This window comes from Pseudomonas sp. HR96 (genome assembly GCF_034059295.1).
In the GTDB taxonomy this organism is placed as follows: Bacteria; Pseudomonadota; Gammaproteobacteria; order Pseudomonadales; family Pseudomonadaceae; genus Aquipseudomonas.
The window spans coordinates 2,085,738-2,110,037 of record NZ_CP139141.1; the positions used below are offsets into that span (position 1 = coordinate 2,085,738).

Annotated in this window: 22 protein-coding genes and 3 pseudogenes; 15 read left to right on the top strand and 10 right to left on the bottom strand. The window is 64.8% G+C overall.

All coding sequences use genetic code 11. From position 1 onward, the window contains the following. Positions 1 to 8: 8 nt before the first annotated feature. Positions 9 to 1,103 (bottom strand): enoyl-CoA hydratase/isomerase family protein, encoded by a 1,095-nt coding sequence (locus SFA35_RS09670; RefSeq protein ID WP_320577671.1) that lies wholly within the window; start codon positions 1,101 to 1,103, stop codon positions 9 to 11. Between the two features lie 359 nt (positions 1,104 to 1,462). Here SFA35_RS09670 and rbsK point away from each other — a divergent pair, with 359 nt between their 5' ends. Genes rbsK through SFA35_RS09685 form a run of 3 tightly spaced genes read left to right on the top strand, consistent with a single transcriptional unit; the run spans position 1,463 to position 4,844 of the window. Beyond that, positions 1,463 to 2,389: a ribokinase gene (gene rbsK, locus SFA35_RS09675; RefSeq protein WP_320577673.1), complete on the top strand. Its 927-nt coding sequence runs from the start codon at positions 1,463 to 1,465 to the stop codon at positions 2,387 to 2,389. Between the two features lie 41 nt (positions 2,390 to 2,430). Next, the gene (gene fucP, locus SFA35_RS09680) at positions 2,431 to 3,762 is read left to right on the top strand and encodes an L-fucose:H+ symporter permease (protein WP_320577674.1); all 1,332 of its coding nucleotides are present in this window, start codon (positions 2,431 to 2,433) and stop codon (positions 3,760 to 3,762) included. Continuing rightward, positions 3,759 to 4,844 (top strand): aldose 1-epimerase family protein, encoded by a 1,086-nt coding sequence (locus SFA35_RS09685; RefSeq protein ID WP_320577676.1) that lies wholly within the window; start codon positions 3,759 to 3,761, stop codon positions 4,842 to 4,844. The genes fucP and SFA35_RS09685 overlap by 4 nt, the downstream gene beginning before the upstream one ends. Here the strand turns inward: SFA35_RS09685 and deoR are convergent. The 3 genes from deoR to SFA35_RS09700 form a co-directional block, all read right to left on the bottom strand. Then, complete coding sequence (gene deoR / locus SFA35_RS09690; protein WP_320577678.1) at positions 4,841 to 5,605, bottom strand: DNA-binding transcriptional repressor DeoR; 765 nt, start codon at positions 5,603 to 5,605, stop codon at positions 4,841 to 4,843. The genes SFA35_RS09685 and deoR overlap by 4 nt on opposite strands. 175 nt (positions 5,606 to 5,780) lie before the next feature. After that, positions 5,781 to 6,224, bottom strand: coding sequence for a type II 3-dehydroquinate dehydratase (gene aroQ, locus SFA35_RS09695; protein WP_320577681.1), 444 nt, complete (start codon positions 6,222 to 6,224; stop codon positions 5,781 to 5,783). A gap of 65 nt (positions 6,225 to 6,289) precedes the next feature. Further along, positions 6,290 to 6,811: a DUF1003 domain-containing protein gene (locus tag SFA35_RS09700; protein WP_320577683.1), complete on the bottom strand. Its 522-nt coding sequence runs from the start codon at positions 6,809 to 6,811 to the stop codon at positions 6,290 to 6,292. A 134-nt stretch (positions 6,812 to 6,945) separates the two neighbouring features. Here SFA35_RS09700 and SFA35_RS09705 point away from each other — a divergent pair, with 134 nt between their 5' ends. The 4 genes and pseudogenes from SFA35_RS09705 to SFA35_RS26700 all read left to right on the top strand — a co-directional run. Further along, positions 6,946 to 7,278: a hypothetical protein gene (locus SFA35_RS09705; protein WP_320577685.1), complete on the top strand. Its 333-nt coding sequence runs from the start codon at positions 6,946 to 6,948 to the stop codon at positions 7,276 to 7,278. A gap of 194 nt (positions 7,279 to 7,472) precedes the next feature. Continuing rightward, positions 7,473 to 8,420: a hypothetical protein gene (locus tag SFA35_RS09710; RefSeq protein ID WP_320577689.1), complete on the top strand. Its 948-nt coding sequence runs from the start codon at positions 7,473 to 7,475 to the stop codon at positions 8,418 to 8,420. 413 nt (positions 8,421 to 8,833) lie between these two features. After that, positions 8,834 to 9,469 (top strand): annotated as a pseudogene (locus SFA35_RS26695) (PAS domain-containing protein); the annotation flags it as partial. A 159-nt stretch (positions 9,470 to 9,628) separates the two neighbouring features. After that, positions 9,629 to 10,057, top strand: a pseudogene (locus tag SFA35_RS26700) (methyl-accepting chemotaxis protein); the annotation flags it as partial. A 24-nt stretch (positions 10,058 to 10,081) separates the two neighbouring features. On the opposite strand, the gene SFA35_RS09720 reads toward SFA35_RS26700, so the two are convergent. After that, positions 10,082 to 12,103 (bottom strand): mechanosensitive ion channel family protein, encoded by a 2,022-nt coding sequence (locus SFA35_RS09720; RefSeq protein WP_414058536.1) that lies wholly within the window; start codon positions 12,101 to 12,103, stop codon positions 10,082 to 10,084. Between the two features lie 170 nt (positions 12,104 to 12,273). Here SFA35_RS09720 and SFA35_RS09725 point away from each other — a divergent pair, with 170 nt between their 5' ends. Both SFA35_RS09725 and SFA35_RS09730 read left to right on the top strand, forming a co-directional pair. Next, entirely contained in the window at positions 12,274 to 13,434 is a 1,161-nt protein-coding gene (locus SFA35_RS09725; protein WP_320577693.1) for an MFS transporter, read from the top strand. Between the two features lie 60 nt (positions 13,435 to 13,494). Further along, on the top strand, positions 13,495 to 13,983 hold the full coding sequence (locus tag SFA35_RS09730) for a GFA family protein (protein ID WP_320577695.1): 489 nt from the start codon (positions 13,495 to 13,497) through the stop codon (positions 13,981 to 13,983). Position 13,984: 1 nt separating this feature from the next. Here the strand turns inward: SFA35_RS09730 and SFA35_RS09735 are convergent, their stop codons facing one another. Further along, positions 13,985 to 15,040, bottom strand: coding sequence for an AraC family transcriptional regulator (locus tag SFA35_RS09735; RefSeq protein ID WP_320577698.1), 1,056 nt, complete (start codon positions 15,038 to 15,040; stop codon positions 13,985 to 13,987). 418 nt (positions 15,041 to 15,458) lie between these two features. Here SFA35_RS09735 and eat point away from each other — a divergent pair, with 418 nt between their 5' ends. From eat to SFA35_RS26710, 5 genes and pseudogenes are all read left to right on the top strand, one after another. Further along, positions 15,459 to 16,817, top strand: a complete 1,359-nt coding sequence (gene eat, locus SFA35_RS09740) for an ethanolamine permease (protein ID WP_320577700.1) — start codon at positions 15,459 to 15,461, stop codon at positions 16,815 to 16,817. A 3-nt stretch (positions 16,818 to 16,820) separates the two neighbouring features. Next, entirely contained in the window at positions 16,821 to 18,215 is a 1,395-nt protein-coding gene (locus SFA35_RS09745; RefSeq protein WP_320577702.1) for an ethanolamine ammonia-lyase subunit EutB, read from the top strand. Positions 18,216 to 18,252: 37 nt separating this feature from the next. Further along, the gene (gene eutC, locus SFA35_RS09750) at positions 18,253 to 19,047 is read left to right on the top strand and encodes an ethanolamine ammonia-lyase subunit EutC (RefSeq protein ID WP_320577703.1); all 795 of its coding nucleotides are present in this window, start codon (positions 18,253 to 18,255) and stop codon (positions 19,045 to 19,047) included. A 628-nt stretch (positions 19,048 to 19,675) separates the two neighbouring features. Then, positions 19,676 to 19,864: pseudogene (locus SFA35_RS26705) on the top strand (methyl-accepting chemotaxis protein); the annotation flags it as partial. 228 nt (positions 19,865 to 20,092) lie between these two features. After that, positions 20,093 to 20,800: a methyl-accepting chemotaxis protein gene (locus SFA35_RS26710; protein WP_414058537.1), complete on the top strand. Its 708-nt coding sequence runs from the start codon at positions 20,093 to 20,095 to the stop codon at positions 20,798 to 20,800. A gap of 4 nt (positions 20,801 to 20,804) precedes the next feature. On the opposite strand, the gene SFA35_RS09760 is transcribed toward SFA35_RS26710, so the two are convergent. Then, positions 20,805 to 21,461 (bottom strand): HAD-IA family hydrolase, encoded by a 657-nt coding sequence (locus tag SFA35_RS09760; RefSeq protein ID WP_320577707.1) that lies wholly within the window; start codon positions 21,459 to 21,461, stop codon positions 20,805 to 20,807. Positions 21,462 to 21,659: 198 nt separating this feature from the next. Between SFA35_RS09760 and SFA35_RS09765 the strand changes: the two genes are divergently transcribed. Further along, the gene (locus tag SFA35_RS09765) at positions 21,660 to 22,154 is read left to right on the top strand and encodes a hypothetical protein (protein ID WP_320577709.1); all 495 of its coding nucleotides are present in this window, start codon (positions 21,660 to 21,662) and stop codon (positions 22,152 to 22,154) included. A gap of 109 nt (positions 22,155 to 22,263) precedes the next feature. Here SFA35_RS09765 and pbpG read toward each other — a convergent pair whose 3' ends face one another. The 3 genes from pbpG to SFA35_RS09780 all read right to left on the bottom strand — a co-directional run bounded on the left by pbpG (position 22,264) and on the right by SFA35_RS09780 (position 24,209). Next, positions 22,264 to 23,196 (bottom strand): D-alanyl-D-alanine endopeptidase, encoded by a 933-nt coding sequence (gene pbpG / locus SFA35_RS09770; protein WP_320577711.1) that lies wholly within the window; start codon positions 23,194 to 23,196, stop codon positions 22,264 to 22,266. 310 nt (positions 23,197 to 23,506) lie between these two features. After that, on the bottom strand, positions 23,507 to 23,695 hold the full coding sequence (locus tag SFA35_RS09775; protein ID WP_320577712.1) for a hypothetical protein: 189 nt from the start codon (positions 23,693 to 23,695) through the stop codon (positions 23,507 to 23,509). A 190-nt stretch (positions 23,696 to 23,885) separates the two neighbouring features. Continuing rightward, a complete protein-coding gene (locus tag SFA35_RS09780) occupies positions 23,886 to 24,209 on the bottom strand; it encodes a hypothetical protein (protein ID WP_320577713.1) in 324 nt (107 codons plus the stop codon). Between the last annotated feature and the right edge of the window lie 91 nt (positions 24,210 to 24,300).

A 24,300-nucleotide genomic window follows, 5' to 3' on the forward strand; every position in this document is an offset into this window, starting at 1 on the left:
CCACCCATTCAGGCTTCCCAGGCGAAGAACGCATCGACCCGTTCCGGCTTCAATTCCTGCACGGTCGGTGGGTTCCAGCGTGGGCTCTTGTCCTTGTCGATCAGCAGGGCGCGCACCCCCTCGATGAAGTCGCCATGGGCAAACCATTGGCGATCCAGTTGCAGCTCCATATCGAAACATTCGTCCAGCGACATCTGCCGGCCGCGGCGCAGCATCTCCAGGGTCACCGACATGGCCAGGGGCGAGCGCCCGCGCATCAGCTGCGCGGTGGCGCGCGCCCAGGGCTGGCTGTCGCCGATGGCCACGGTGTGCAACTGCTCGATCATGCTGGCGATGTCCGGCAGGGCGAAATAGTGGTCGATGGGCTGGCGCAGTTTGTCCAGCGGTGGCTCGGGCAGCACCTGCACGCCGAGGCGGGCGAGCACGCTTTGCAGGTCCTTGAGCGGGTAATCGGTCCAGACGATCCGCGCCAGCCGCTCGTGCAGGGTGGCCAGCCGATCGGAGTCGACGAACCAGTTGGCCAGGCCGCAGTACAAGGCGTCGGCGGCCTCGATCTGCACCCCGGTCACGCCCAGGTAGATGCCCAGCTCCCCGGGCAGGCGCGGCAGGAAGTAGCTGCCGCCGACATCCGGGAAGTAGCCGATGCCCACCTCGGGCATCGCCAGGCGACTGCGCTCGGTGACGATGCGCAGGTCCGCCGCCTGCGCCAGGCCCATGCCACCGCCCAGGGTCAGGCCGTCCATCAGCACCACCACCGGCTTGCGGTAGTTGTGCAGGGCAAGGTCCAGGGCGTACTCCTCGACGAAGAAGTCGGTGTGCAGGCTGTCGCCGGCCTGGTAGCTGTCGTACAGCGAGCGAATGTCGCCGCCGGCGCAGAAGGCCCGCTCACCGTTGCCGCTGAGCAGCACGGCCTGGATGTGGGGGTCGTCGGCCCAGGCATCCAGGCACCTGCGCAGCGTGCGCACCATGTCGAGGGTCAAGGCGTTCAGGCCGGCCGGGCGATTGAGCGTCAGATGGCCGATGCGGTTGCGTACCTCACTGAGCACATGACCTTCGCCCACGGTGGTCGGATGCTCGGTGGAACCTTGGCCTTCTTCGGACATGTAGTGCAACTCCCTGTTTTTGGCCGCCCTGTTTTGGCTGCCTGTTCTGGCTGACGAGTGATGGACGCCCGCGTCCCGGCGGGCCGGGGACCGGAGATCCTGACAGGCGCCAGGGACCGCGACAACCGTCGTACTGGTCATGCCGGACGACGACTGTGCCCTGTCGCTCTACCAGAGTAGTTGACCGGTGCCGTTGGGCACTGGTTCGTCCTGCATTTAAGGGAGTTGCGCGCCGCACCGGCCGGCCAACGGACCAGTTGCTGACAAATAAAGATTGAATAATCACACCGAATGTTATTTAAATAACAAAAATAAAAAGCGCCAGCCCGTTGGCCGGCGCGCTAGAGGGCATGACCACAATGAGCAGGATCGCAGTCATCGGCAGCAACATGGTCGACTTGATTACCTATATCGAGCGCATGCCCGCCCAGGGCGAAACCCTCGAAGCGCCCCGTTTCGCCATGGGCTGCGGCGGCAAGGGCGCCAATCAGGCGGCCGCGGCTGCGTTGCTCGGCGCCGACGTGCTGATGATCAGCAAGGTCGGCGACGACGCCTTCGCCGACACCACGCTGGCCAACTTTCGCCGCCTGGGCATCGACAGCCGCTTCGTCGAGCGCGTGCCGGGCGTGTCCAGCGGCGTAGCGCCGATCTTCGTGCAGGCCGACTCGCACAACAGCATTCTCATCGTCAAAGGCGCCAATGCCCACTTGACTGGCGCCGATATCGACCGCGCCGAGCCGTTGCTGCGCGAATGCCGGCTGATCGTGCTGCAGTTGGAAATCGAACCTGCCACGGTCTACCACGCCATCGAATTCGCCCATCGCCACACCATCCCGGTGCTGCTCAACCCGGCTCCGGCGGTGGCGGCCCTGAGCCGCGAGCATCTGGCCCTGCTGGACTTCCTGATTCCCAACGAGAGCGAGCTGGCGCTGCTCAGCGGCCAGCCAGTGGCGTCGCCCGAAGCGGCGGCTCGGGCCGCGCGCAGCCTGGTCGCCGAAGGCGTGCGCCACGTCATCGTTACCCTGGGCGAGCAGGGCGCCTTGTATGTTGGCGAGCAGGGCGAGTGGCACGTGCCGGGCCAGCGCGTCCAAGCGCTTGACACCACGGGCGCCGGAGACGCCTTCATCGGTTGCTTCGCCCATCACTGGAGCGAGGACGGCGACATCCGCCGGGCCATGCAGCAAGCGGTGGCCTATTCCGCCTGCTCGGTCACCGGGCTTGGCACGCAATCTTCCTACCCGGATGCGCAAACCTTTGCGCGGTTCAAGCTGGCTCACTCGGCCTGACCTTCGAGCCTGACTTTCCCAGCCTTTCGCGGAGAACAATAATGAACAAGCCTGCGTTGCAACACACCCCGGACGGGTTCTACCTGAACCGCACGCCCTGGTTCGCCTTCATCCTGCTGTGCTGCATCTTCGCCCTGTGGGCGGCGGCGGCGAGCATGAATGACGTGCTCATCGCCCACTTCAAGAAAGCCTTCCTGCTCAGTGATTTCCAGACCGCCTTCGTGCAGTCGGCGTTCTACCTGGGCTACTTCTTCGTGGCCATCCCGGCCGCGCTGGTGGTCCGCCGCTTCAGCTACAAGACCACCATCCTGATCGGCCTGTTGCTGTACCTGTTCGGGTGCACGCTGTTCTTCCCCGCAGCCTCCACCGCCAAGTACGGGATGTTCCTGATGGCGCTGTTCGTCATCGCTGCCGGCCTGTCGTTTCTGGAAACGGCTTGCAACACCTACTCGACGCTGATGGGGCCACGGGAAACTGGGACGCGGCGCCTGAATATCTCGCAGACCTTCCACCCGTTCGGCGCCATGACGGGTGTGTACGTCGGCAGCTTCGTGATGTTCAAGGACACCGACGCCACCCGAGAGCAGTTGACCCGGATGAGCGCCAGCGATGCGGCGGTGCAGCAGTTGCAGATGATCCAGTCGACCCTGCTGCCGTACAAATGGATGATCGCGGTGCTGGTGCTGATGTTCATCCTGATCGCCATCACCCGCTTCCCGGCGTGCAAAGGCAACCGCCAGGCCAGCGAAAAGCGCGCCAGCATCGGCGAGAGCCTTGGCCGCCTGCGGCGCAACCCGCGGTTCTGCTTCGGCGTGCTGGCGCAGTTTCTGTATGTAGGCGCGCAGGTCGGCGTATGGAGCTTCACCATTCGCCTGGCCATGCAGATGGGCGGCATGAACGAGCGCAGCGCCTCGTGGTTCCTGTTGACCACCTTTGCCGCCTACTTCGTCGGCAAGATGGTCGCCAACCTGCTGATGCGCAGGATGCATCCGGCGCGGGTGCTGGCCTTGTACAGCGTGCTGAGCATCGTGCTGCTGGCCTATACCATCCTGGTGCCGAACATTTCCGCCGTGTATGCCGCGGTGGGCGTAAGCATTTTCCTCGGGCCCTGCTGGCCGACCATCTACGGCCTGACCATCGATGGCCTGGGTGAAGACACCGGGGTGGGTGGCTCGCTGCTGGTGATGAGCATTGTCGGCGGCGGCGTGCTGCCGATCTTCCAAGGCCTGCTCAGCGATGCCAGTGGGGGCAACATGCAGATCGCCTACAGCGTGCCGCTGCTGTGCTTCGTGGTCATCCTGGCCTATGCCGTGCGCTGCATGCGTCAGCCACAGGCGCGGGCGCTGGCGGGCGCCGCGGTGGCCGCGCAATGAGCGGGGCAGGCGGCGACTCGCTGCGCATCCCGTTGTACCCGCAGGACTTCGGCCAGGCGCCGCGCGTCGTGCTGGAATCAGCGCACTTCAGCGTGCGCGCCTGGACCTACCCCAGCGGGGTCAAGGCGCTGTCGCTGGAAAACGCCCGCGGCCGGTTGGTGGTGCTGCCCTGGCAAGGGCAAATGATCTGGGCCGCCGAGTTCGATGGCTGCAACCTGACCATGCACAACATGTTCAGCCAGCCGCGGCCCAGCGCCACGGTCATCGGCACCTACGGCTGCTTCATGTTCCACAGCGGTTTGCTGCGCAACGGCTGCCCGGCGCCCGAAGACGATCACCCGCTGCACGGCGAGATGCCCTGCGCGCCCATGGACAGCGCCTGGCTGCAGGCCGGCGAAGACGAGCAGGGCGCCTGGCTGCGCCTGGGTGGCGATTACGAGTATGTGCAGGGTTTCGGCGATCACTACCGGGCCAGTCCCAGTGTGACGCTGCGCGCGGCCAGCGGGCTGTTCGAGATCGCCCTGCAGGTGGTCAACCTGGCTGGCAAACCCATGGACCTGATGTACATGGCGCACATGAACTACGCCTACGTCCCAGGCGGGAGCATGAGCCAGCCATTGGGCTGCGCCCGCACCCGGGTGCGCAGCAGCGTGCCGGCCCATGTGCGCCCGACCCCGGCCTGGAGCGCCTATATGGAAGAACTCACCGCCGACCCCGAGGGGCTGCAGGTGCTTGATTCGCCGCAGTTGTACGACCCGGAAATCGTCTGCTTCTTCGACCAGGTACGCAGCGACGCCGACGGCCAGGCGCATTTTCTGCTCGAGCACCCGGACGGCGCAGCCTTCTATACCCGCTACAGCCCGCAGCAGTTCGAGCATGCCGCGCGCTGGGTGCTACACAACGCCGATCAGCAGGTGGCGGCGTTCGTCCTGCCAGCCACCTGCGAGCCGGAGGGCTACCGCGCCGAGCAGGCCAAGGGAAACGTGCACAGCCTGGCCCCTGGAGCCAGCGCCCGGTTCAACCTGAGCACCGGCTACCTCAGCCCCAGCGAGCGCCGCACGCTTGAGGCGGCCCTGGCCTAGACCACCAGCTGTGCGCCACCGGCCAGGATGGCGTCGCGGTAGGCGCGCGGGATCTTCTTGTCGCTGACCACGCAATGAAAGTCGCCCAAGGCGCCGAAGTGCGCGGTGCGCACCGCGTCGAACTTGGAGTGGTCGGCCAGCAGCATGGATTGCCGGGCCTGGCGGATGACCTTCTGCTTGACCTCCACCTCGTGGAAGTTGAAGCAGGTGACGCCGAAATCCAGGCTTACCCCGGCTGCCGAGACGAACGCCCAGCTCAGTCGCACACCGTCGAGAATGCTCGCCTCGGCATGGCTCTCGAACACCTGGTTCTTGCGGTGAAAGGTACCGCCACAGAGGATGATGCTGCACTGCGGCTTCTGCTGCAGCTTGAGCAGTACGTTCAGGGAGTTGCACACTGCGGTGAACTCGAGGTCGTCGGGAATGAAGTCGACCACGAACGGGATGGTCGTGCCACAGTCGAAAAACACCGTGTCGCCGGGCTGGATGAAGGCTGCCGCGAGCTTGCCGATGCGGCGTTTTTCCTCGACATGGCGGGCGTCCTGCTCGCTGACGCGGTAGTCACCCGGCTCGGGGTCGTCATGGGCGCGGGTAATGTAGCCACCGAGCAGGCGCAGCTGTTCGGGGTGCCGACCGAGGTCGCGGCGCAGGGTCATTTCCGACACTTCGAGCAGCGCGGCCATTTCCCGTAGATGAATGGCCTTCTGATCTTGCAGAGCCTGCTGGATGAGCTTGATTCGATCGGTTTTCTTGGCGTCCACGGGCGTACCGGCAGTCCATTGAGAGGGCAGAAGAATACCATTGCGCGGGGGTGGGGAGGACTATAGGGAGGCTTGCAGTGGGAGGGGTACGGCCGCCGAGTTTTTGAACGTGTGAATCAAAAGCTCGGGGCGCTGCCCCTCCCACAACGAAGTCCCCACAGCTGCGATGCAGGCGTCAGGCAGTCTTCAGCAACTTGGCAAAATGGTCGATCGCCAGCTTGTAGCCATGGGTGCCGAACCCGGCGATCACGCCGACGGCCACCAGCGACACATAGGAGTGATGGCGGAAGGCTTCGCGCTTGTGCACGTTGGAGATGTGCACCTCCAGCACCGGGACTTCGGCGGCGGCCAGGGCGTCGTGGATGGCCACCGAGGTGTGGGTCCAGGCGCCGGGGTTGATGACGATGCCGGCCACCGTGCCGCGCGCGGCGTGGATGCGATCGATCATCACGCCTTCATGGTTGGTCTGCAGGCATTGCACCGCAAAGCCATGGCCGCTGCCCACTTCGACGCACAGCTGCTCGACGTCGGCCAGGGTTTCGTGGCCGTAGATGGTCGGCTCGCGCTTGCCGAGCATGTTCAGGTTGGGGCCGTTGAGCACCAGAATCGTGTGAGCCAAGAGCGTAATCCTCGTATCGATGAAGGGTGGGGTTGCCGGCGTCAGAATATACCTGATCGGCGCCTTTATTGGCCGCTGCGCGGCACTGCCATGAAGCGTTCGTGCATCTCCACGGTCAGCGCTTCGACGCGCTGGGTCAGTTGCTGGGTCAATTCCGTCAACCGAGTGTTCTGCTCCAGCAGGGCCAGCAGTTGTGTGCTGGTGGCGGCGGCCGCTTCCTGACGCTGGGCATTGGCCTGGGCCAGGTCCTCGCGGTGCTGGGCATCGGCTTCGGTTTGCGCCTTGTCGCGCGCCGCCTGGCGCGTCTGCGCCAGCAGGATCAGCGGCGCCGCGTAGGCCGACTGCAGGCTGAACGCCAGGTTGAGCAGGATGAACGGATAGACGTCGAACTGCACCAGCCCGGTGACATTGGCCACCACCCACAGCACCACCACCAGGGTCTGCGCGCCCAGAAAGGTCGGCGTGCCGAAGAAGCGCGCGAAGGCTTCGGCCTTGAGGGCGAAGGTGTCGGTGCCAAAGGTGCTGGTCAGGTGCTTGTAGTTCTGATGAAAGCGCAGATGGTCGGTGACTTTCGGTGCGGTGGACATGGAGGCGGTTCCTGGCGGCGGGGAGTGAACGGCTAAGCGGTCGGGCCGATTTCGGGCTGAACTCGCGCCCCGTTGGCGACCTCTGAAGTTGTATCTCAACGTGCAAGTGTGCACTCAAATCATCAGGAGACGTCATGAAAGTAGTGATCAAGGCCGCAGACATCCCCCGTACCGATTTCAGCTCGGCCAGCGAGATCTGGGTAGCGGACCTCAACGCCGCACTCGACGTCGAGAATACCGACGACGGCCTGTGCCTGTGGCGTGGCCAGCCCGTGGTGACCCACGACATGCTCAGCGAAGGCACGCACGAGCAGAACGTGCGCCGCATCTGGCTGCAGGTGCCGCATATCGAGGACCGCGAAGCTGTAGCGGCCATCGAGCAGGCCCTGCGCGAACGGCTGGAGGGCCAGCGCCTGAGCGGCGAGTTCTACCCGGCGCAGCGTGGCGACACGCTGGGTAACGGCTGACGGCAGTTCAACGATGCAGAACGCACGTTACCGGCGCGCCCTATCGGGCAGTCTGCATGATGGCACCGACAGGAAGCTTTTGTAGGTCTATGATTTATAAGAAATAAATATTTTGTAATGTTTGGCATGAGCGGTGCAATAACGCTCTTGTAAAGGAAAACCTGCCTTTGTTCACTGCCGGGAGCACCACAAAAATGATCACCCAAGCTGAAACACTTAGCTCTGCCCACGCCGAAAGCTCAAGCCGTTCAGGAGTCTCCTGGGCGGCCATCTTCGCTGGCGCCGCGGGGGCCGCTGCGCTCTCGCTGATTCTTGTACTGCTGGGCTTCGGCCTTGGTTTCTCCGCCGTGTCGCCATGGGCGAACGAAGGCGCCAGCGCCAAGGCCCTGGGGATCTCGACCATCATCTGGCTGGCGTTGACCCAAATCATCGCCTCTGGCCTGGGTGGCTATCTGGCTGGCCGTCTGCGGGTCAAGTGGGCCAACATGCACGGTGACGAGGTGTACTTCCGCGATACCGCTCACGGCTTCCTGGCCTGGGCTGTGGCGACTCTGGTGGCAACCGTGCTGGTGGTCAGCTCTGCTGGCAGCGCCATTGGTGGTGGTGTGCAGGCGGGTGCCAATGTCGCTTCCGGCGCGGTGACTGCTGCGGGCGCTGCAGCCAACAGCTCGGGCAACGACCCCTACGGTTACTTCGTCGACACCCTGTTCCGTGACAACCGTCCGGCACCGGTTAGCGATGACGCTTCCCATGGCATCGTGACCCGTATTTTCGCCAAGACGCTGGCCAACGGTGGCCAACTGGCCAGTGATGACCGTGCCTACCTGGCGCAACTGGTGGCCCAGCGTACCAACCTGACTCAGGCCCAGGCCGAACAACGTGTCGACCAGGTCTACGGCCAGGCTCGCCAGGCTGCCGAAGACGCCAAGGTCGCTGCGCAGAAGGCTGCTGACACTGCCGCCAAGGTCGCTGCCTACGCTTCGCTGTGGACGTTCATCTCGCTGTTGATCGGTGCTTTCGTCGCCAGCTTCGCCGCTATCTACGGTGGTCGTCGCCGCGATGCCGTGCAATGGCATGATGTGGACCACCTGGGTCATGGCGAGCGTTATGTGGCGCCAACCGCCACCGCACCGATTCGCTGATCCGCGATTCCGCCAACGGTCACAACACAGTTCAAACAAGGAGATACATCATGCGTTCATTACTGCTTTGGTTCCTCGGCATTCCAATCCCGATCATCATCCTGATCGCACTGTTCATGCACTGATCCTGTGCTGACAGCCGCGCTGTAGCGCTCAAAGCCGCTGGTCTCCGGACCGGCGGCTTTTTATTTGCACGGGATTCGTTGTACGAATTTTTTCTTTTGTATAGGATCGGTTCATGAAGGCTTTTTAACATTAACTTCAGGATTACCCGCTCAAGGTCGAGCGCCACGCCCGCCGTCGTCCATGCGAGTAATGTCACCATGCTGTTCAGCACCCATAAGAAAGTCATCAACGCCTTGCAACACGTCGTCGCCGAACAGAACAGCCTGCTGCAGGCCATCAGCCGCTCCATGGCGGTGGTTGAGTTTGACCTGAACGGCGTGCTGCTCACGGCCAACGACAACTTCCTCAAGACCCTGGGCTATCGCCTCGATCAGGTGGTGGGCCAGCACCACCGCATGTTCTGTGAGGGTCGCTACGCCGGCTCCGCCGAGTACGGCCAGCTTTGGCAGCGCCTGCGCAACGGTGAGTTCATTGCCGATATTTTTGAACGCCGCGACAGCCAGGGCCGGGCGGTGTGGCTGGAGGCCAGTTACAACCCGATCAAGGACGCCGAAGGGCGGGTGACGCGGATCGTCAAGTACGCCACCGACGTCACCACCCGCATCCACCAGGAACACGACGCCCTGGCCAAGCTGGCCGCCATCGACCGCGCCATGGCCGTGATCGAATTCAACCTCGACGGCACCGTGGCGCGCGCCAACCGCAACTTTCTCGAGCTGATGGGTTATCAGGAAGGCGAAGTGCTGGGCAAGCATCACCGCCAGTTCTGCCCGGCCCATGTGCTCGCCGGCAAGGAGTACGCGCAGTTCTGGCAGCGGCTGAATCAGGGCGAATTCTTCCACGGCCAGTTCGAGCGTGTCGGCAAGCGCGGGCAGGCACTGTGGCTGGAGGCGACCTACAACCCGGTGTACGACGCCAGCGGCAAGTTGTGCAAGGTAGTCAAGTACGCCAGCGACATCACCTCGCGCATCGTCAAGCAGGAAGAGGACGGCCATAGCGCTGCCCAGGCCTGGCAGATCTCGCTGGACACGCGCAAGGTCGCCGAACAGGGCACTGCAGTGATTCAACAGGCGGCCGGGGAGATGCGCAATATCGCCAGCAACATCGATGACTCGTCGCTGATTCTGGCCAAGCTCGGCGAGCGCTCCGAGCAGATCACCACCATCGTCAACACCATCCGCGGCATCGCCGACCAGACCAACCTGCTGGCGTTGAACGCGGCGATCGAGGCGGCGCGCGCTGGCGACCTGGGTCGCGGCTTCGCCGTGGTGGCCGACGAGGTGCGCCAGCTGGCCGGGCGCACCAGCCGTTCGACGGCCGAGATTTCCGAGATGATCGGCGTCATCCAGGGCGAAACCCGCCAGGCCATCACCAGCATGGACAGCACCCGCGAGCGCGCCGGCAACAGCGTGGAGCTGGCCGACGAGGCGGGGCGGGTGATCGTGCAGATCTTCGAAGGCACCAGCCGCGCCGTGGACGCGGTGAGCATGTTTGCCGGCAACGGTACTTAGGCGACGGTACTTAGGCAACGATACCTAGGCGACGGCTTCCGGCCGGCCCAGCTGCGCCTGCGGGTAGTATTGCGCGAAGCTGACGTTGTCGTGCTGGTCCACCAGCTTCTTCAAGCGCTCGTTGAACGCCCGACTGACGCCGTACTGACCGCCGGAAATGGTGCGGAACTGCGCCGTCAGGACGATGCCGTTGAGGTCCATCCGGTCGACCCCGAACACCTGCAGCGGACCTTGCAGGTTCTGCTTGAGCAGGATGTCGTCGGTAATCGACTGGCCGGCGTCGCGAATCAGCTGCAGCGCGGTGTCGATGTCGGTCTCGTAGGTGAACTGCACCGAGAAGAATGCATAGGCGAACTGCCGCGATTGGTTGGTCACCGCCTTGATCTGGCCGAACGGCACTGAATGCACGAAACCCTTGCCGTCGCGCAGGCGCAGGGTGCGGATGGTCAGGCTTTCCACGGTGCCGGCGTGGCCGGAATCGAGCACCACCCAGTCGCCGATGGCGATGGTGTCTTCGATCAGGATGAACAGGCCGGTGATGACGTCCTGCACCAGTTGCTGCGAGCCGAAGCCGATCGCCAGGCCGACCACACCGGCACCGGCCAGCAGCGGCGCGACGTTGATGCCCAGGTTGGCCATGGTGGTGATGGCGCAGATCACCACCAGCACGATCTTGATGGCGTTGCGCAGCATCGGCAGGATGGTCTTGACCCGAGTGCTCGGCTCACGGGAGGCGCGCCTGCCGACGGCGGGCTTGAGCGCTTCCTGAATGGCCGTGTCGAGCACCACCCAGAGCAGCCAGGTCACCAGCAGGACCATGCCGATGCTGCTCAGCGAATCGCTGATCGCCCGGCCCAGGGTGTTCTTCGCCGCAAAGGCGAGTATCGACACGCCCCAGATGCGCCCCAGCAGTTCAATGAACGCAACAGCCATGACGATCCGCAGCAGGGCGTGGCTGAGGCTGCGCAGCAGCTCCTTGTAGGGCCGCAGGCGCGCGGCGTCGGCCATCGGCGGGCGGAACAGGTGCTGCAGGAGGGTGCTCAGGAACACCGTGCCGACCAGCAGCACGGTGATCAGCAGGGCGCTCTGCAGGGCCTGCTGACTGCCTTCGCCGGCGCCGATCAAATGCACCATCGACACCAGGATCATCAGCAGGATCGGCAGGTACCAGACCGCCGAGAAAATCCGCAGGGTTTCCTGCACGGCGCGGTGATGCAGGCGCGCCGGCAGGTCGCGATTGCGGATCAGGTGGGCCACCGGGCGCCGCACGCGCAGCACCAGGATGGCGAATATCAGGGTGGCGATCAGGCCGGTGATCACGGCCACACTGGCGGTGATGTTACCGCCCAGCTGGCGAGCGATCTGCGGGCTGTCGAGGGCGTCGCTCAGGGCGGCCAGAAAGCCGATGCCGAACAGTGGAATCGGCGTGGTGCGGCGCAGGATGCGCACGGCGGCGTGCTTGTGGCCGCTGTTGAACAGGGTGACGAAGCATTGGATCAGCGAAGTGGAGAAGATCCCGCTGCCGGTGGCGTAGGCGAAGCACAGCGCCAGCGCGCGGGCCACCGAAGGGTCGAGTTGGTGGCTGACCCCCAGGGTCACCGGCAGGCTGATCAGCGCCGGGGCGGTCCAGCGCAGCAGGTAGCCCAGCACCGCATTGGCCCGCGGCCGGTTGCGCAGTGGCCGGCGTCGGCTCAGGCGCGTGTGGATCAGCCGGCCGAGGCCGTGCAGGATGACGAAGGTGATGATCCAGCAGGCCGAGAGCAGGGCGAAATCGCCGGCCAGGCTGAGCACCGAGCGGGCGTCATGCTGGTTGACCAGGGTATCGACCTCGTCTGCCGCGCGATCGGTGCGCAGGCGCCAGAACTCGATGACATGCTGGTCCAGGTTGAGCTTGTCCTGCACGTCGTCGATGCCCGAGGTGAGGGCGCCGAGCAGGCCACCCTGGACCAGCACTTCCTTGGGCGCAGGCGCGGTGCTGGCGGCTGGTGCGGCGGCGGAGGCATGGAGGTCGATGCTGAACAGGCCGGCGAGGAGGGCGAGAATGATCGGGGCGGCTCTGGCGGGCAGAGCCTTCAAGGTTGAACTGAACACAGGGCGCGGCACTCCTAAAGGCGTTATTGAACTGATCGACAAAATGCCAGCAAGTTCGCCGAGGCGGGCCTACCAGCGGCGTTGCCAAGGCCCTCTAACTCACTTCCCAGCACAAGGTCGTGCCCATGTCCGCCTCTACCCCCGAGCCCCTCGCCGCCAGCCGTCAGGCGCGCCAGGCCACACGCATCGCATTCTTCATCGCCGGTTTTGCCATGGCCAGCTGGGCGCCGCTGGTGCCGTTGGTCAAGACTCGCGCCGGGCTCGACGACGGCGCCCTGGGGCTGTTACTGCTGGGGCTGGGCTGCGGCTCGATCGTGGCCATGCCACTGGCCGGCTACCTGACCACACGGCTGGGCTGCAAGCGGGTGATCCTCGGCTCGGGCCTGCTCATCTGCCTGATGCTGCCGCTGCTGGCCTGCCTGGCCAACGTGCCTGCGCTGGCGGCGGCGGTGCTGCTGTTCGGTGCCGGGATGGGCTCGCTGGACTGCGCCATGAACATCCAGGCGCTGATGGTCGAACGCGCCGGTGGCAAGCCGCGCATGTCGGGCTTCCATGGCCTGTTCAGCTTTGGCGGAATTCTCGGCGCGGTGGGCATGACCGGGCTGCTCAGCCTGGGGCTTTCGCCGTTGCTGGCGGTGCTCTGCGTGATCGCCCTGACCCTGCTGGTGATGTACCGCGCGGCCGCGCACCTGCTGCCCTACGGCAACGAGCGCGAAGGGCCCTTGTTCGCCATCCCCCATGGGGTGGTGCTGTTTCTCGGCATCCTGTGCTTTATCGTGTTCCTCGCCGAGGGCGCCATGCTCGACTGGAGTGCGGTGTTCCTGGTGTCCTGGCGCAGCATCGACCCGACCTACGCGGGCCTTGGCTATGCCGCGTTTGCCGTGACCATGACCCTCGGCCGCCTGCTGGGCGACCGCGTGGTTGCCCGCCTGGGTGGCGTGCGGGTGGTGTGGCTTGGCGGGCTGTGCGCGGCGGGCGGGCTGGCGCTGGCCTTGCTGGTGCCAGTGTGGCCGGCGGCGCTGGTGGGCTTTGCGCTGCTCGGTGGCGGCTGCTCGAACCTGGTGCCGGTGTTCTACAGCGCCGTCAGCCGGCAAACCCTCATGCCCCAGAGCACCGCCATCCCTGCCATGACCTCGCTGGGTTACGCCGGCATTCTGGTCGGCCCGGCGGCCATCGGCGGCGTGGCGCACCTGAGCAACTTGCCGGTGGCGCTGGGCATGCTGATCGTCGCGCTGTTGTTCGTCGCCTTTTGCTCGCGGCTGCTGCACACCGGGGAAACCGCCTGAGGTGCACCAGGGTCCATTGCTGAACAGCCTCGCTCATTCGTTTACCGAGAGGAGAAACCCATGCACCTGGAAGGCTCCTGCCACTGCGGCTCCGTCACCTTCAGCCTCGACAGCGCCCATCCGTATCCCTATCAGCGCTGCTATTGCTCGATCTGCCGCAAGACCCAGGGCGGTGGCGGCTATGCGATCAACCTGGGGGGCGATGCGAAAACCCTGAAGGTCCACGGCAAGCAGCACATCACGATCTACCACGCGAAGATGCGCGACGCGTCCGGCAAGCACGTGCATGCCAGCTCCGCCGAGCGGCATTTCTGCAACCTGTGCGGCAGCGCGCTGTGGCTGTTCAGCCCAGAGTGGCCGGACTTGATTCACCCGTTCGCCAGCGCCATCGACAGCGACCTGCCGGTGCCGCCGGAGCACACTCACTTGCTGATCGATTCCAAGGCGTCGTGGGTCGAAGTGCAGGCTGGCAAGCACGACAAGACCTTCGAGCAATATCCCGAAGAGTCGATCGCCGATTGGCATGAGCGCCTGGGTCTGGTCAGCTGAGCTAGTTGATCGCGCTGTTGCGCCATTGCCGGGGGCTGACCCCAAGCCAGCGCTTGAAGGCCCGCGAGAAGGCGCTGGTTTCCGAATAGCCGAGCAGCGGCGCCAGCTCGCTGATCGACAGGCTGCCCTGGCGCAGGTAGCGCAGCGCCAGTTGCTGGCGACTCTGTTCGACCAGTTGGCTGAAGCACAAGCCCTGCTCGCGCAGCCTGCGCTGCAACGTCGGCTCGGACAGCTGCAATGCGCTGGCAATGGCTTGCAGCGTCGGTTCACCGGCGGGCAGGGCGGCGTTGATCAGTTGCCTGGCCTGATCGAGCAGGTCCGGGCCAGGGTTCACCTCGCCCAGCTGGCGGATGGCATCCTTGACCAACATCAGCAGCACCGGGTCGTGGCCCGGCATGGCGTGGCCGGCCAGGTCGCGCTTGGGGATCAGCACCGAGTTGCCGGCCTGGTTGAAGCGTACCGACGCATCGAACACGTCACGATGCTCCTGCCACTGCTGCGGCCGGCCATGCTCGAATGCCACCTCGCGCGGCGCCCACTGCGGCCCGAGCACGTGGCGGATCAGGTTGACTGCCATGCCCATGGTCAGCTCGGCATCCTGACGCCGTTCGAGGATGGCGCCGTGCTCGATCCGATAGTCGAAACGGTAACACTCACCCAGATCCATGAGACGAATCGACGTGCTGTGCTGGTGGAATGGAAACACTTGGGCGAAGTTGATCAGGGCATCTTCGAGCGTTGCCGAGCACAGTCCGACGTAGCCCAGCAGGCCGAGGGCCTGGGGCTGGAATTGCTGGCCGTAGCGCAGGCCGAAGTTGTCGCAACCGGTCTGCCGCGCGGCCTCTTCCAGTACCTGGCAGTAGTTGGGCAATGCCAGGCTGAGGGTGGGGTGCAGCAGTTGCTCAGGGTCGATGCCGGCATGCCCGAACACCCGGTCGAGGTCGCCGCCATGGCGCGTGATAAAGCCGTCCAGGCCGTTGGCCGCTGCCGACAGAACGCCGCGATTGCTCGCCCCGCTGGTGGCGGTGGGTGCTGTGTGCAAGAGGGCAGGGTTCATCAACGTGAATGACCTTGGGAAGATGTGTGCAGATGTTTCAAGCAAGAGTCGGGCCGAGGGCTCTTGGTGTTCGACGGTATATCGCCAGGCACCAGGGCGGTCATAGGTGGTCTGTCTGGAACGGTACGTTCGAAGCAAATGTAGGAGCCGGCGAAGCTGGCGATAGGCCGCGCGGGCGGCCGGTGGAGGCCCTCACCGGACTTCAAGGGCAATCGAGACAACACCACAGCCCCCCCGCAACAGTGCACGCCCGCCTCGCAACGCCCCAACCTTGTGCCCGCTCGACTACAGTTGACCGCAGACGACAAAGGCGGGGTTGGCCGGTCAAGTCTTGCGCGCCAGGCTGTGGTTATGCTCGTCAACGCCGGGCGCGGGGAGCTCCTGGCGCCATTCGGGTAGCTTGCGAGGTGCAAACGCGATGACTGTGACACAACTCAAACCGACACTGGGCACCCTGCATCTATGGGGCATCGCTGTAGGGCTGGTGATTTCCGGCGAATACTTCGGCTGGAGCTACGGCTGGGGCACGGCCGGCACGTTGGGCTTTCTGGTGACCACGCTGCTGGTGGCGGTGATGTACACCTGCTTCATCTTCAGCTTCACCGAGCTGACCACTGCCATCCCCAACGCCGGCGGCCCGTTCGCCTACAGCCTGCGCGCCTTTGGCGTGACCGGCGGGATGATCGCCGGCATGGCGACCTTGATCGAGTTCGTCTTCGCCCCGCCGGCCATCGCCATGGCCATCGGCGCCTATCTCAACGTGCAGTACCCCAGCCTGGACCCGAAATGGGCCGCCGTCGGCGCCTACATCGTGTTCATGACGCTGAACATCGTCGGCGTCAACATCGCCGCCACCTTCGAGCTGGTGGTTACCGTGCTGGCCGTGCTTGAACTGCTGGTGTTCATGGGCGTGGTCGCCCCGGGTTTCAGCTTCAGCAACTTCGTGCTGGGCGGCTGGGCCGGTGCCGACACCTTCAGCCTGGGTTCGATTTCCGGGATCTTCGCGGCCATTCCCTTCGCCATCTGGTTCTTCCTCGCCATCGAAGGCGCGGCCATGGCCGCCGAAGAAGCCAAGGACCCCAAACGCACCATCCCGCGCGCCTATATCGGCGGCATCCTGACCCTGGTGGTGCTGGCCATCGGCGTGATGATCTTCGCCGGCGGCGTGGGTGACTGGCGTGCACTGTCAAACATCAACGACCCGCTGCCTCAAGCCATGAAGGCGGTGGTCGGTGGCAACTCGAACTGGATGCACATGCTGGTGTGGATCGGCCTGTTCGGCCTGGTGGCGAGCTTTCACGGCATCATCCTCGGCTACTCGCGGCAGTTCTTCGCCCTGGCGCGGGCCGGCTTCCTGCCCAAGGGCCTGGCCAAGCTGTCACGCTTCCAGACCCCGCACCGGGCAATCATCGCCGGCGGCGTCATCGGCATCGCCGCGGTGCTCAGCGACGGCGTGGTCAACCTGCAAGGCATGAGCCTGACGGCTGCGATGATCACCATGTCGGTGTTCGGCGCCATCGTCATGTACATCATCAGCATGCTCAGCCTGTTCAAGCTGCGCAAAAGCGAGCCGCACCTGGAACGCAGCTTCCGCGCCCCCGGTTTCCCGGTGGTGCCGGCGATTGCCCTGGTGCTGGCGGTGGTCTGCCTGGTGGCCATGGTCTGGTTCAACCTGCTGATCGGCGGCGTGTTCCTTGGCCTGATGCTGTTCGGCGCGCTGTTCTGCAAGCTGGTGCTGGGCCGTGCGCCGGGCGCTGCCGTCGTGGCCGGGGCCTGAACCATGGGCGCCTTCGTGCACACGGTGGGCGGCCTGGTGTGGCGCTTCGAGAGCCTGCGCGAGCTGCTGGCCAAGGCCAGCCCGGCGCGCTCCGGGGACTTCCTTGCGCAGCTGGCGGCGACCAGCGACGCCGAGCGGGCCGCCGCGCAGATGGCCCTGGCCGAGGTGCCGCTCAAGCACTTCCTGCAGGAGTTGGTGATCCCCTACGAGGCCGACGAGGTGAGCCGGCTGATCGTCGACAGCCACGATGCCCAGGCTTTCGCGGCGGTCAGCCACCTCACCGTCGGTGGCCTGCGCGACTGGCTGCTCGGCGACGAGGCCGACGAGCACAGCCTGCGCGCCCTGGCGCCGGGGCTGACGCCGGAGATGGCGGCGGCGGTGTCGAAGATCATGCGCATCCAGGACCTGGTGCTGGTGGCGCAGAAGATTCGCGTGGTCACGCGCTTTCGCAACACCGTGGGCCTGGCCGGGCGCATGTCCACCCGGCTGCAGCCCAACCATCCCACCGACGACCCGGCGGGCATCGCAGCCAGCCTGCTCGACGGCCTGCTGTACGGCAATGGCGACGCCATGCTCGGTATCAACCCGGCCAGCGACAGCCTCGGCGCCATCAGCGAGCTGCTGAAGATGCTCGACGAGGTCATCCAGCGCTATGAGATACCCACCCAGTCATGCGTGCTGACCCATGTCACGTCCTCCATCGCCGCCATCGAACGCGGCGTACCGCTGGACCTGGTGTTCCAGTCCATCGCCGGCACCGAGGCGGCCAACGCCAGCTTCGGCGTCAGCCTGCAGCTGCTGCGCGAAGGCCATGAGGCCGGTCTGAGCCTCAAGCGCGGCAGCGTCGGCCAGCAGCTGATGTACTTCGAGACCGGGCAGGGCAGCGCGCTGTCGGCCAACGCCCACCATGGCGTCGACCAGCAGACCTGCGAGGCGCGCGCCTATGGCGTGGCACGGCATTTCAACCCGTTTCTGGTCAACACCGTGGTTGGCTTCATCGGCCCGGAGTACCTGTACAGCGGCAAGCAGATCATCCGCGCGGGCCTGGAGGATCACTTCTGCGGCAAGCTGCTGGGCGTGCCCATGGGCTGCGACATCTGCTATACCAATCACGCCGAGGCCGACCAGGACGACATGGACATGCTGCTGACCCTGCTGGGGGTCGCGGGGATCAATTTCATCATGGGCATTCCCGGCTCCGACGACATCATGCTCAACTACCAGACGACGTCGTTTCACGACGCCTTGTACGCACGCAAGACCCTGGGCCTGAAACCCGCGCCCGAATTCGAGGCCTGGCTGGCGCGCACCGGTATCCTGCAGCAGGACGCCGGTGGTCTGCGTCTGGGCAGCGGCTTGCCGCCGGCCTTCGGGCGCGCGCTGGCGCAGCTGGCCTGAGCCTGTGGCCATCCCGCAATGCAGATGAGGACCGAGCATGAGTGACACGCCCAAACCGCCCAGCCAGGCCGACGCCTGGCATGCCTTGCGCGGCCTGACCCCGGCGCGCATCGCCTTGGGCCGCGCCGGAACCAGCCTGCCCACGGGCGCCCAGCTTGACTTCCAGTACGCCCACGCCCAGGCCCGGGACGCAGTGCACCTGCCGTTCGATCTGGCCGAGCTGCAACGCGGGCTGGCCGAGCGCCAGCGAGCCTGCCTGACCTTGCACAGTGCAGCTGCGGACCGCCACACCTATCTGCAACGTCCGGACCTGGGCCGCCGCCTGGACGCGGCCTCGGTCGAGCGGCTGGGCGAACAGCCGGGCGGCTACGACCTGGCGCTGGTGGTGGCCGACGGCCTGTCTTCGCTGGCCGTGCACCGCCACAGCTTGCCGATGCTGCAGCGCATCGACGAAATGGCCAGCGCCGAGGGCTGGAGCCTGGCGCCGGTGTGTCTGGTGGAGCAGGGGCGGGTGGCGGTGGCCGACGAGGTGGCCGAGCGGCTCAAGGCGCGCATGGTGGTGATCCTGATCGGCGAGCGTCCCGGCCTGAGCTCGCCGGACAGCCTGGGGCTGTACTTCACCTACGCGCCCCGGGTCGGGCTGAACGACGCCTCGCGCAATTGCATTTCCAACATCCGCCTGGAGGGTCTGAGCTATGCCATGGCCACCCACAAGTTGCAGTACCTGATGCGCGAAGCCTGTCGGCGGCAGCTGTCGGGGGTCAATCTGAAGGACGAGGCCCAGGTGCCGGTGCTGGACAGCGGCGCGCGGCCAGGCAACTTCCTGCTGTAGGACCGGGCTTGCCGGGGAATTGCATCGCTCTGATTTTACGGCGAGGCCCGCCCTGCAGTAATTCAAGAACCCGCCACACAGGCCGATGCATAGGCAAGACCCCTCTGCCTATGCGAGCCGCACCATGCGCGTCAATCAATCCCTGAAAGCCCAGATGCTGTTGTTGATCGGGGGCAGCCTGCTGGCGATCCTGGTGATCGCCCTCAGTTGCTTCAACTTCCTCTCAAGCAACGTGCGCGACTATCGCCAGCTGGTCGAAGGGCCGCTGCGCACCTCGCAGCTGATCGACCAGGCCAACCTGCAATTCAAGGCGCAGGTGCAGGAATGGAAGGACGTGCTGCTGCGTGGCAAGGACCCGGCCGCCCGTGACAAATACTGGGGCCAGTTCGAAGACCGCTTCCGTGATGTGCAGGGCATCCTTGGCCAGCTGGCTGCGCAGCCTGACGTCGACCCGCAGTTGCAGCAGAAGATTGCCCAGCTGCGCGATGCGCACAAGACCCTGGAAAACGACTACGCCCGTGGCCGCGACGCTTTCCTTGCCGCCGGTGGTGACCCCAGCGCCGGCGACAATGCCGTCAAGGGCCTGGACCGTCCGGTCAGCGCCGGCATGGCCGAGCTGGTGGCGCAGATGCGCAAGGCTGCCGACAGCCAGTCGGCTGCCATCAGTGCCAGCGCCGAGCGTACCGTGTGGGTCGGCCTGTTGGTGCTGCTGGTGTCGGGCATCGTCATCGGCCTGTTGAGCCTGTGGCTGGTCAGCCGCCGGTTGGTGCAACCGATCACCCAGTTGATCGCCTACGTTGCCGACCTCAGCAAGGGCCGCCTGCAGGAGCGCGTGGCCAACAGCCGGGCCGACGAACTGGGCCAGTTGGCCATCGCCGCCAACACCCTGCGCGACTTCCTCGCCGACACCTTCGGCCGGCTCAAGCACAACGCCGCGCAGCTGGACGGCGCCAGCTCCGAACTGCACCAGATTGCCCACCAGATGGCCCAGGGCACCCAGGAGCAATTCCACCGTACCGACCAGGTGGCCACGGCGATGACCGAGATGTCGGCCACCGCCCAGGAAGTCGCACGTCACGCGATCGATGCCGCGCAGGCCGCCGATGACGCCGACACTTCGGCGCGGCAAGGCGAGCAGGTGATGCGCGCTACTGTCGAAGCCATTACTCAGATGAGCGCCGCCATCGAGACCACGGCAGCGGTGATCCGTCAGCTGGAAAGCGACAGCGGGCGGGTTGGCAAGGTGCTGGAAGTGGTGCGTGGCATCGCCGAGCAGACCAACCTGCTGGCCCTCAACGCCGCCATCGAGGCCGCGCGTGCCGGTGAGGCCGGGCGTGGCTTTGCGGTGGTGGCGGACGAGGTGCGCAGCCTGGCGCAGCGCACGGCGTCGTCGATCAGCGAAATCAACCAGATCATCGACGCCGTACAACTGGGCGCCACCGATGCGGCCAAGGCCATTGGCAACGGCCAGGCCCAGAGCCAGCAGAGCGTAACTCAGGTGACCCGCACCGGCGTCATGCTGCAGCGCATCACCAGCGCTGTGGAGACCATTCGCGGCATGAACCGGCAGATCGCCACGGCCGCCGAAGAGCAGACCTCGGTGGCCGAGGACATCTCGCGCAACCTGACCGAGATCACCACCATCGCCAGTGCCAACCAGCACAGCGTGCAGCGCACCGAAGAGGCCAGCGCGCGGCTGCATGACCTGTCCGGCCAGCTCAACGAAGTGACCGCGCGCCTGTCCCAGGGCTGAGTGTTCAGCCCAGGCGCTGCTCGATGGCGTGCCACAGCTGGGGGTCGTTGAAGTCGTCGATCACCAGGTGCGCGCCGGCCGCCAGCAGGGCTTCACGGCTCTGCGCGGTGGTCAGCGCGACCGTGAAGATGCCGGCGGCCACGGCGGCGGTCAGGCCGGGCAGGGAGTCCTCGAACGCCATGGCGTTCTGCGCCTGGGCACCGAGGCGTTGCAGGCCGGTGAGGTAGGGCAGCGGGTCGGGCTTGGCGCGTGCCAGCTCCTCGGCGACCACCACGCTGGCGAAATGCTCGACCAGGCCCAGGGCACCGAGCATGTGGTCGGCGTTGGCCCGCGGGGCGTTGGTCACCACCACCCGGCCGATGCCGCGCTCCTTGGCGAACTCCAGCAGGCGCACCAGGCCGGCGATGGGCTTGAGCTCTGGCGATAGGTCGCGAAAGCGTTGTTCCTTGCGGTCGGAAAAGGCCAGGTGGTGCTCGACGCTGCGGTCGGGGAACAGGTAGCGGCACAGGTCGGCGTTGGCCCGGCCACTGACGTGCTGTTCGAACTCCAGTTCGGTGAAGACCCGGCCTTCTTCTTCGAGCAATTGTTGCAAGGCCAGCAGATGCAAGGCATCGGTTTCGGTCAGGGTGCCATCGAGATCGAACAGCAAAGCGTCCAGCATGATCGTTTCCAGTGCGTCGAGAGGGAAGGCCGATGTTAGCAGCCTTGAGCGCGATCGCGCTGCGTCCATGGCGGTCGAGAGCGCCGGCCATGTAGCAAAAGTTGTCTTTGTCGTTACACGATAGTGTTCAAGTTGCTCGCTGCGAGGTCGATGCACAGAAACCCTCTACAGGTAATCTCCAGGCACAGGAACCCAACCATGAGCAGTATCAGTAATCTCGCTTCGAACCTGCATGTGCAGACGAGCACGGCCAGCACCGTGAAAACCTCCAACACCAGCGCCAGCACCTCCGACAGCACCACCAGCACCACCAATGCCGATGGCACCACCACCAGCGCTGCGGGCACCGCCAGCGGCACCGCGCAGACCGGCAGCGGCCAGGCAGCCGGTGGCGGTGGTGGCGGCGGCGGTTCGTCGTCCAGCGACAGCAGCAGCACCACATCCGATACCGTCAAACAGCTGCAGAAGCAGATCGCTGAATTGCAGAAAGAGCTGCAGGCGGCCGAGCAGACCATGCAGAAGGCTCAGCAGACCCAGCAATCGGAAGATGCCAAGGCGGCGGCGGTAGCGGCAGCGTCGAGCCAGGTGTCGTCGATCAGCGCGGCGCTGGAAACCGCCACGGCGTCGTTGACCCAGGCGCTGACCGAGGAAGGTTCGAGCACGTCGGGCTCGGTGGTCAATACCACCGCTTGATCGCTTTGGGCTCAAGCACAAGACTCGGGGGCTTGGTCCCCTCCCACGATACAGGTGGGAGGGGGCCAAGCCCCCAAGTCGTTGGTGCAGGCCGGAAAGTGCAGAACGCTTAGTCCGAAGCCTGCGCCGCGGTCTTGCGCAAGGCATGTTTCTCGGTCTTGTAGCGCAGGGCCACGGCCGGCACGTTATTGCCCCGGCCAGTTTCCACCCAGTTGCGCAGACGGCTGGCATCGGCAAAGTGTGTGTACTTGCCGTAAGCATCGAGAATCACCATGGCCACCGGGCGCCCGCCCATGCTGGTGAGCAACACCAGGCAATGGCCCGCTTCATTGGTGAAGCCGGTCTTGGTCAGGCGAATGTCCCACTTGTTGTTATTGAGCAAGTGGTCGGTGTTATGAAAGCCCAGGGTGTAGTTGGGGTTGTGGAACGCCACGGTCTTTTCCCGGGTGGTGCTCAGTTCTCTAAGCATCGGATAGCGCTGCGCGGCAATCAGCAACTTGGTCAAGTCGCGGGCAGTGGACACGTTCTGTGTCGACAGGCCGGTCGGCTCGACGTAGCGCGTGTGACTCATGCCCAGCGAGCGCGCCTTGGCGTTCATCGCCGAGATAAACGCGGCGTAACCGCCCGGGTAATGGTGGGCGAGGGAGGCGGCGGCACGGTTTTCCGAAGACATGAGTGCGATCAGCATCATGTTCTTGCGGTCAAGTTCACTGCCGAGTTTGACCCGCGAGAACACGCCTTTCATCTCCGGGGTGTGGCTGATATCCACCGAGAGCATTTCGGTCATGGACTGCTTGGCGTCCAGCACCACCATGGCGGTCATCAACTTGGTCACCGAGGCGATGGGCATCACCGTGTCAGGCTTGTTCTCATAAATAACGTTATTGGTTTGCAGGTCGATCAGCAGAGCACTGCCAGACGCCAGTTTCAACGGCGCGGGCTGATGGGCCGCCGCCGGTTTGACATGTTCCTTGGCGTTCGATGCAACGGCAGTGCCCGTGAAGACCAACAACAGGCTCAAGACCGAAAGAGATATTTTCAAGCGCAACGCTCACTAAAATGAAGAGATGAAGTAAAACGGATCGGCACAAGCCCGGCCTCTCCCGATAAAAAAGAAGAGATCGGTCACGTCTGGCGTTTCCGCAAATTGATTCTCGTGAAAAACGTTACATTTTATGTGCAAGCCCGGCTGGCTGTCGATTGCCCAGCGTCTTGATTAACAGGCTGCTGAAGAAAAAATAATGTGTCGCACGGCCCATCTTGTCAATGCGAGATGTTGCGCCGGCAATTGATAGCCAATAAAAAGCCCCGCACTAAGAGGCGGGGCTGGGCAAACAGCAGAGTGGCGGGGCTCAGGCGGTCAGGGTGCCGGGTGGCGCCTGCAGGGTTTCCTGAACGGCCTGGGCCTGGCCCAGGGTGGTCAACGGGCCGCTGATCGGCTGCCCGTCCCGGACCACATACCAGCATGCCAGCAGACCCTGGTGGCGCAGCGCCTGGGGCACTGCGCTACCGACGACGGACATGATTGCAACTGTATTCATGCTTGTGTTCATAAAGCACCTCCTGAAACCGGTGGCCTTCGCGCGTTGTGCGCGTCGGGCCGTGGGGTAAAGGTACGGTGCGGCATGTTGCGAGAGAAATTGTCACTGTCGATAGTCACAATCGACGCAGTCCATTGGTCACTTCGGGCCCGTATACGAGCCCGACCTCACGGCGCCGCGCAGCGATTGATCAATAGCGACCCGGGCCGTAGTAACGGGGCGGTCCGTAGTAGCCAGGTGGCGGTGGCGGTGGCGCATACACCGGCTGGTAGTAGACCGGCGGTGGCGGCGCCTGTACATATACAGGCTGCTGCACGTAGACCGGCTGCTGAACATAGACCGGACGTGGCTGCGAGTTGGAAACGATCGAGCCGACCACGGCTCCACCGACTACGGCTCCCAACAAGGCTGGACCTACACCGTAGCCATAACCGCCGCCACCATGGGCGGAGGCTTGACCTGCAACGGCAAGGGCGCCGATGAGCAAGGCAATCTTGGGAATCTGACGAATCATGATGGTTCCTCGTGTTTCTACCCCTGCGCTCGGGTCTGCAATAGACACGAATACGGTCGCGGGGATAACACTATGACAGCGAATTTGTAAA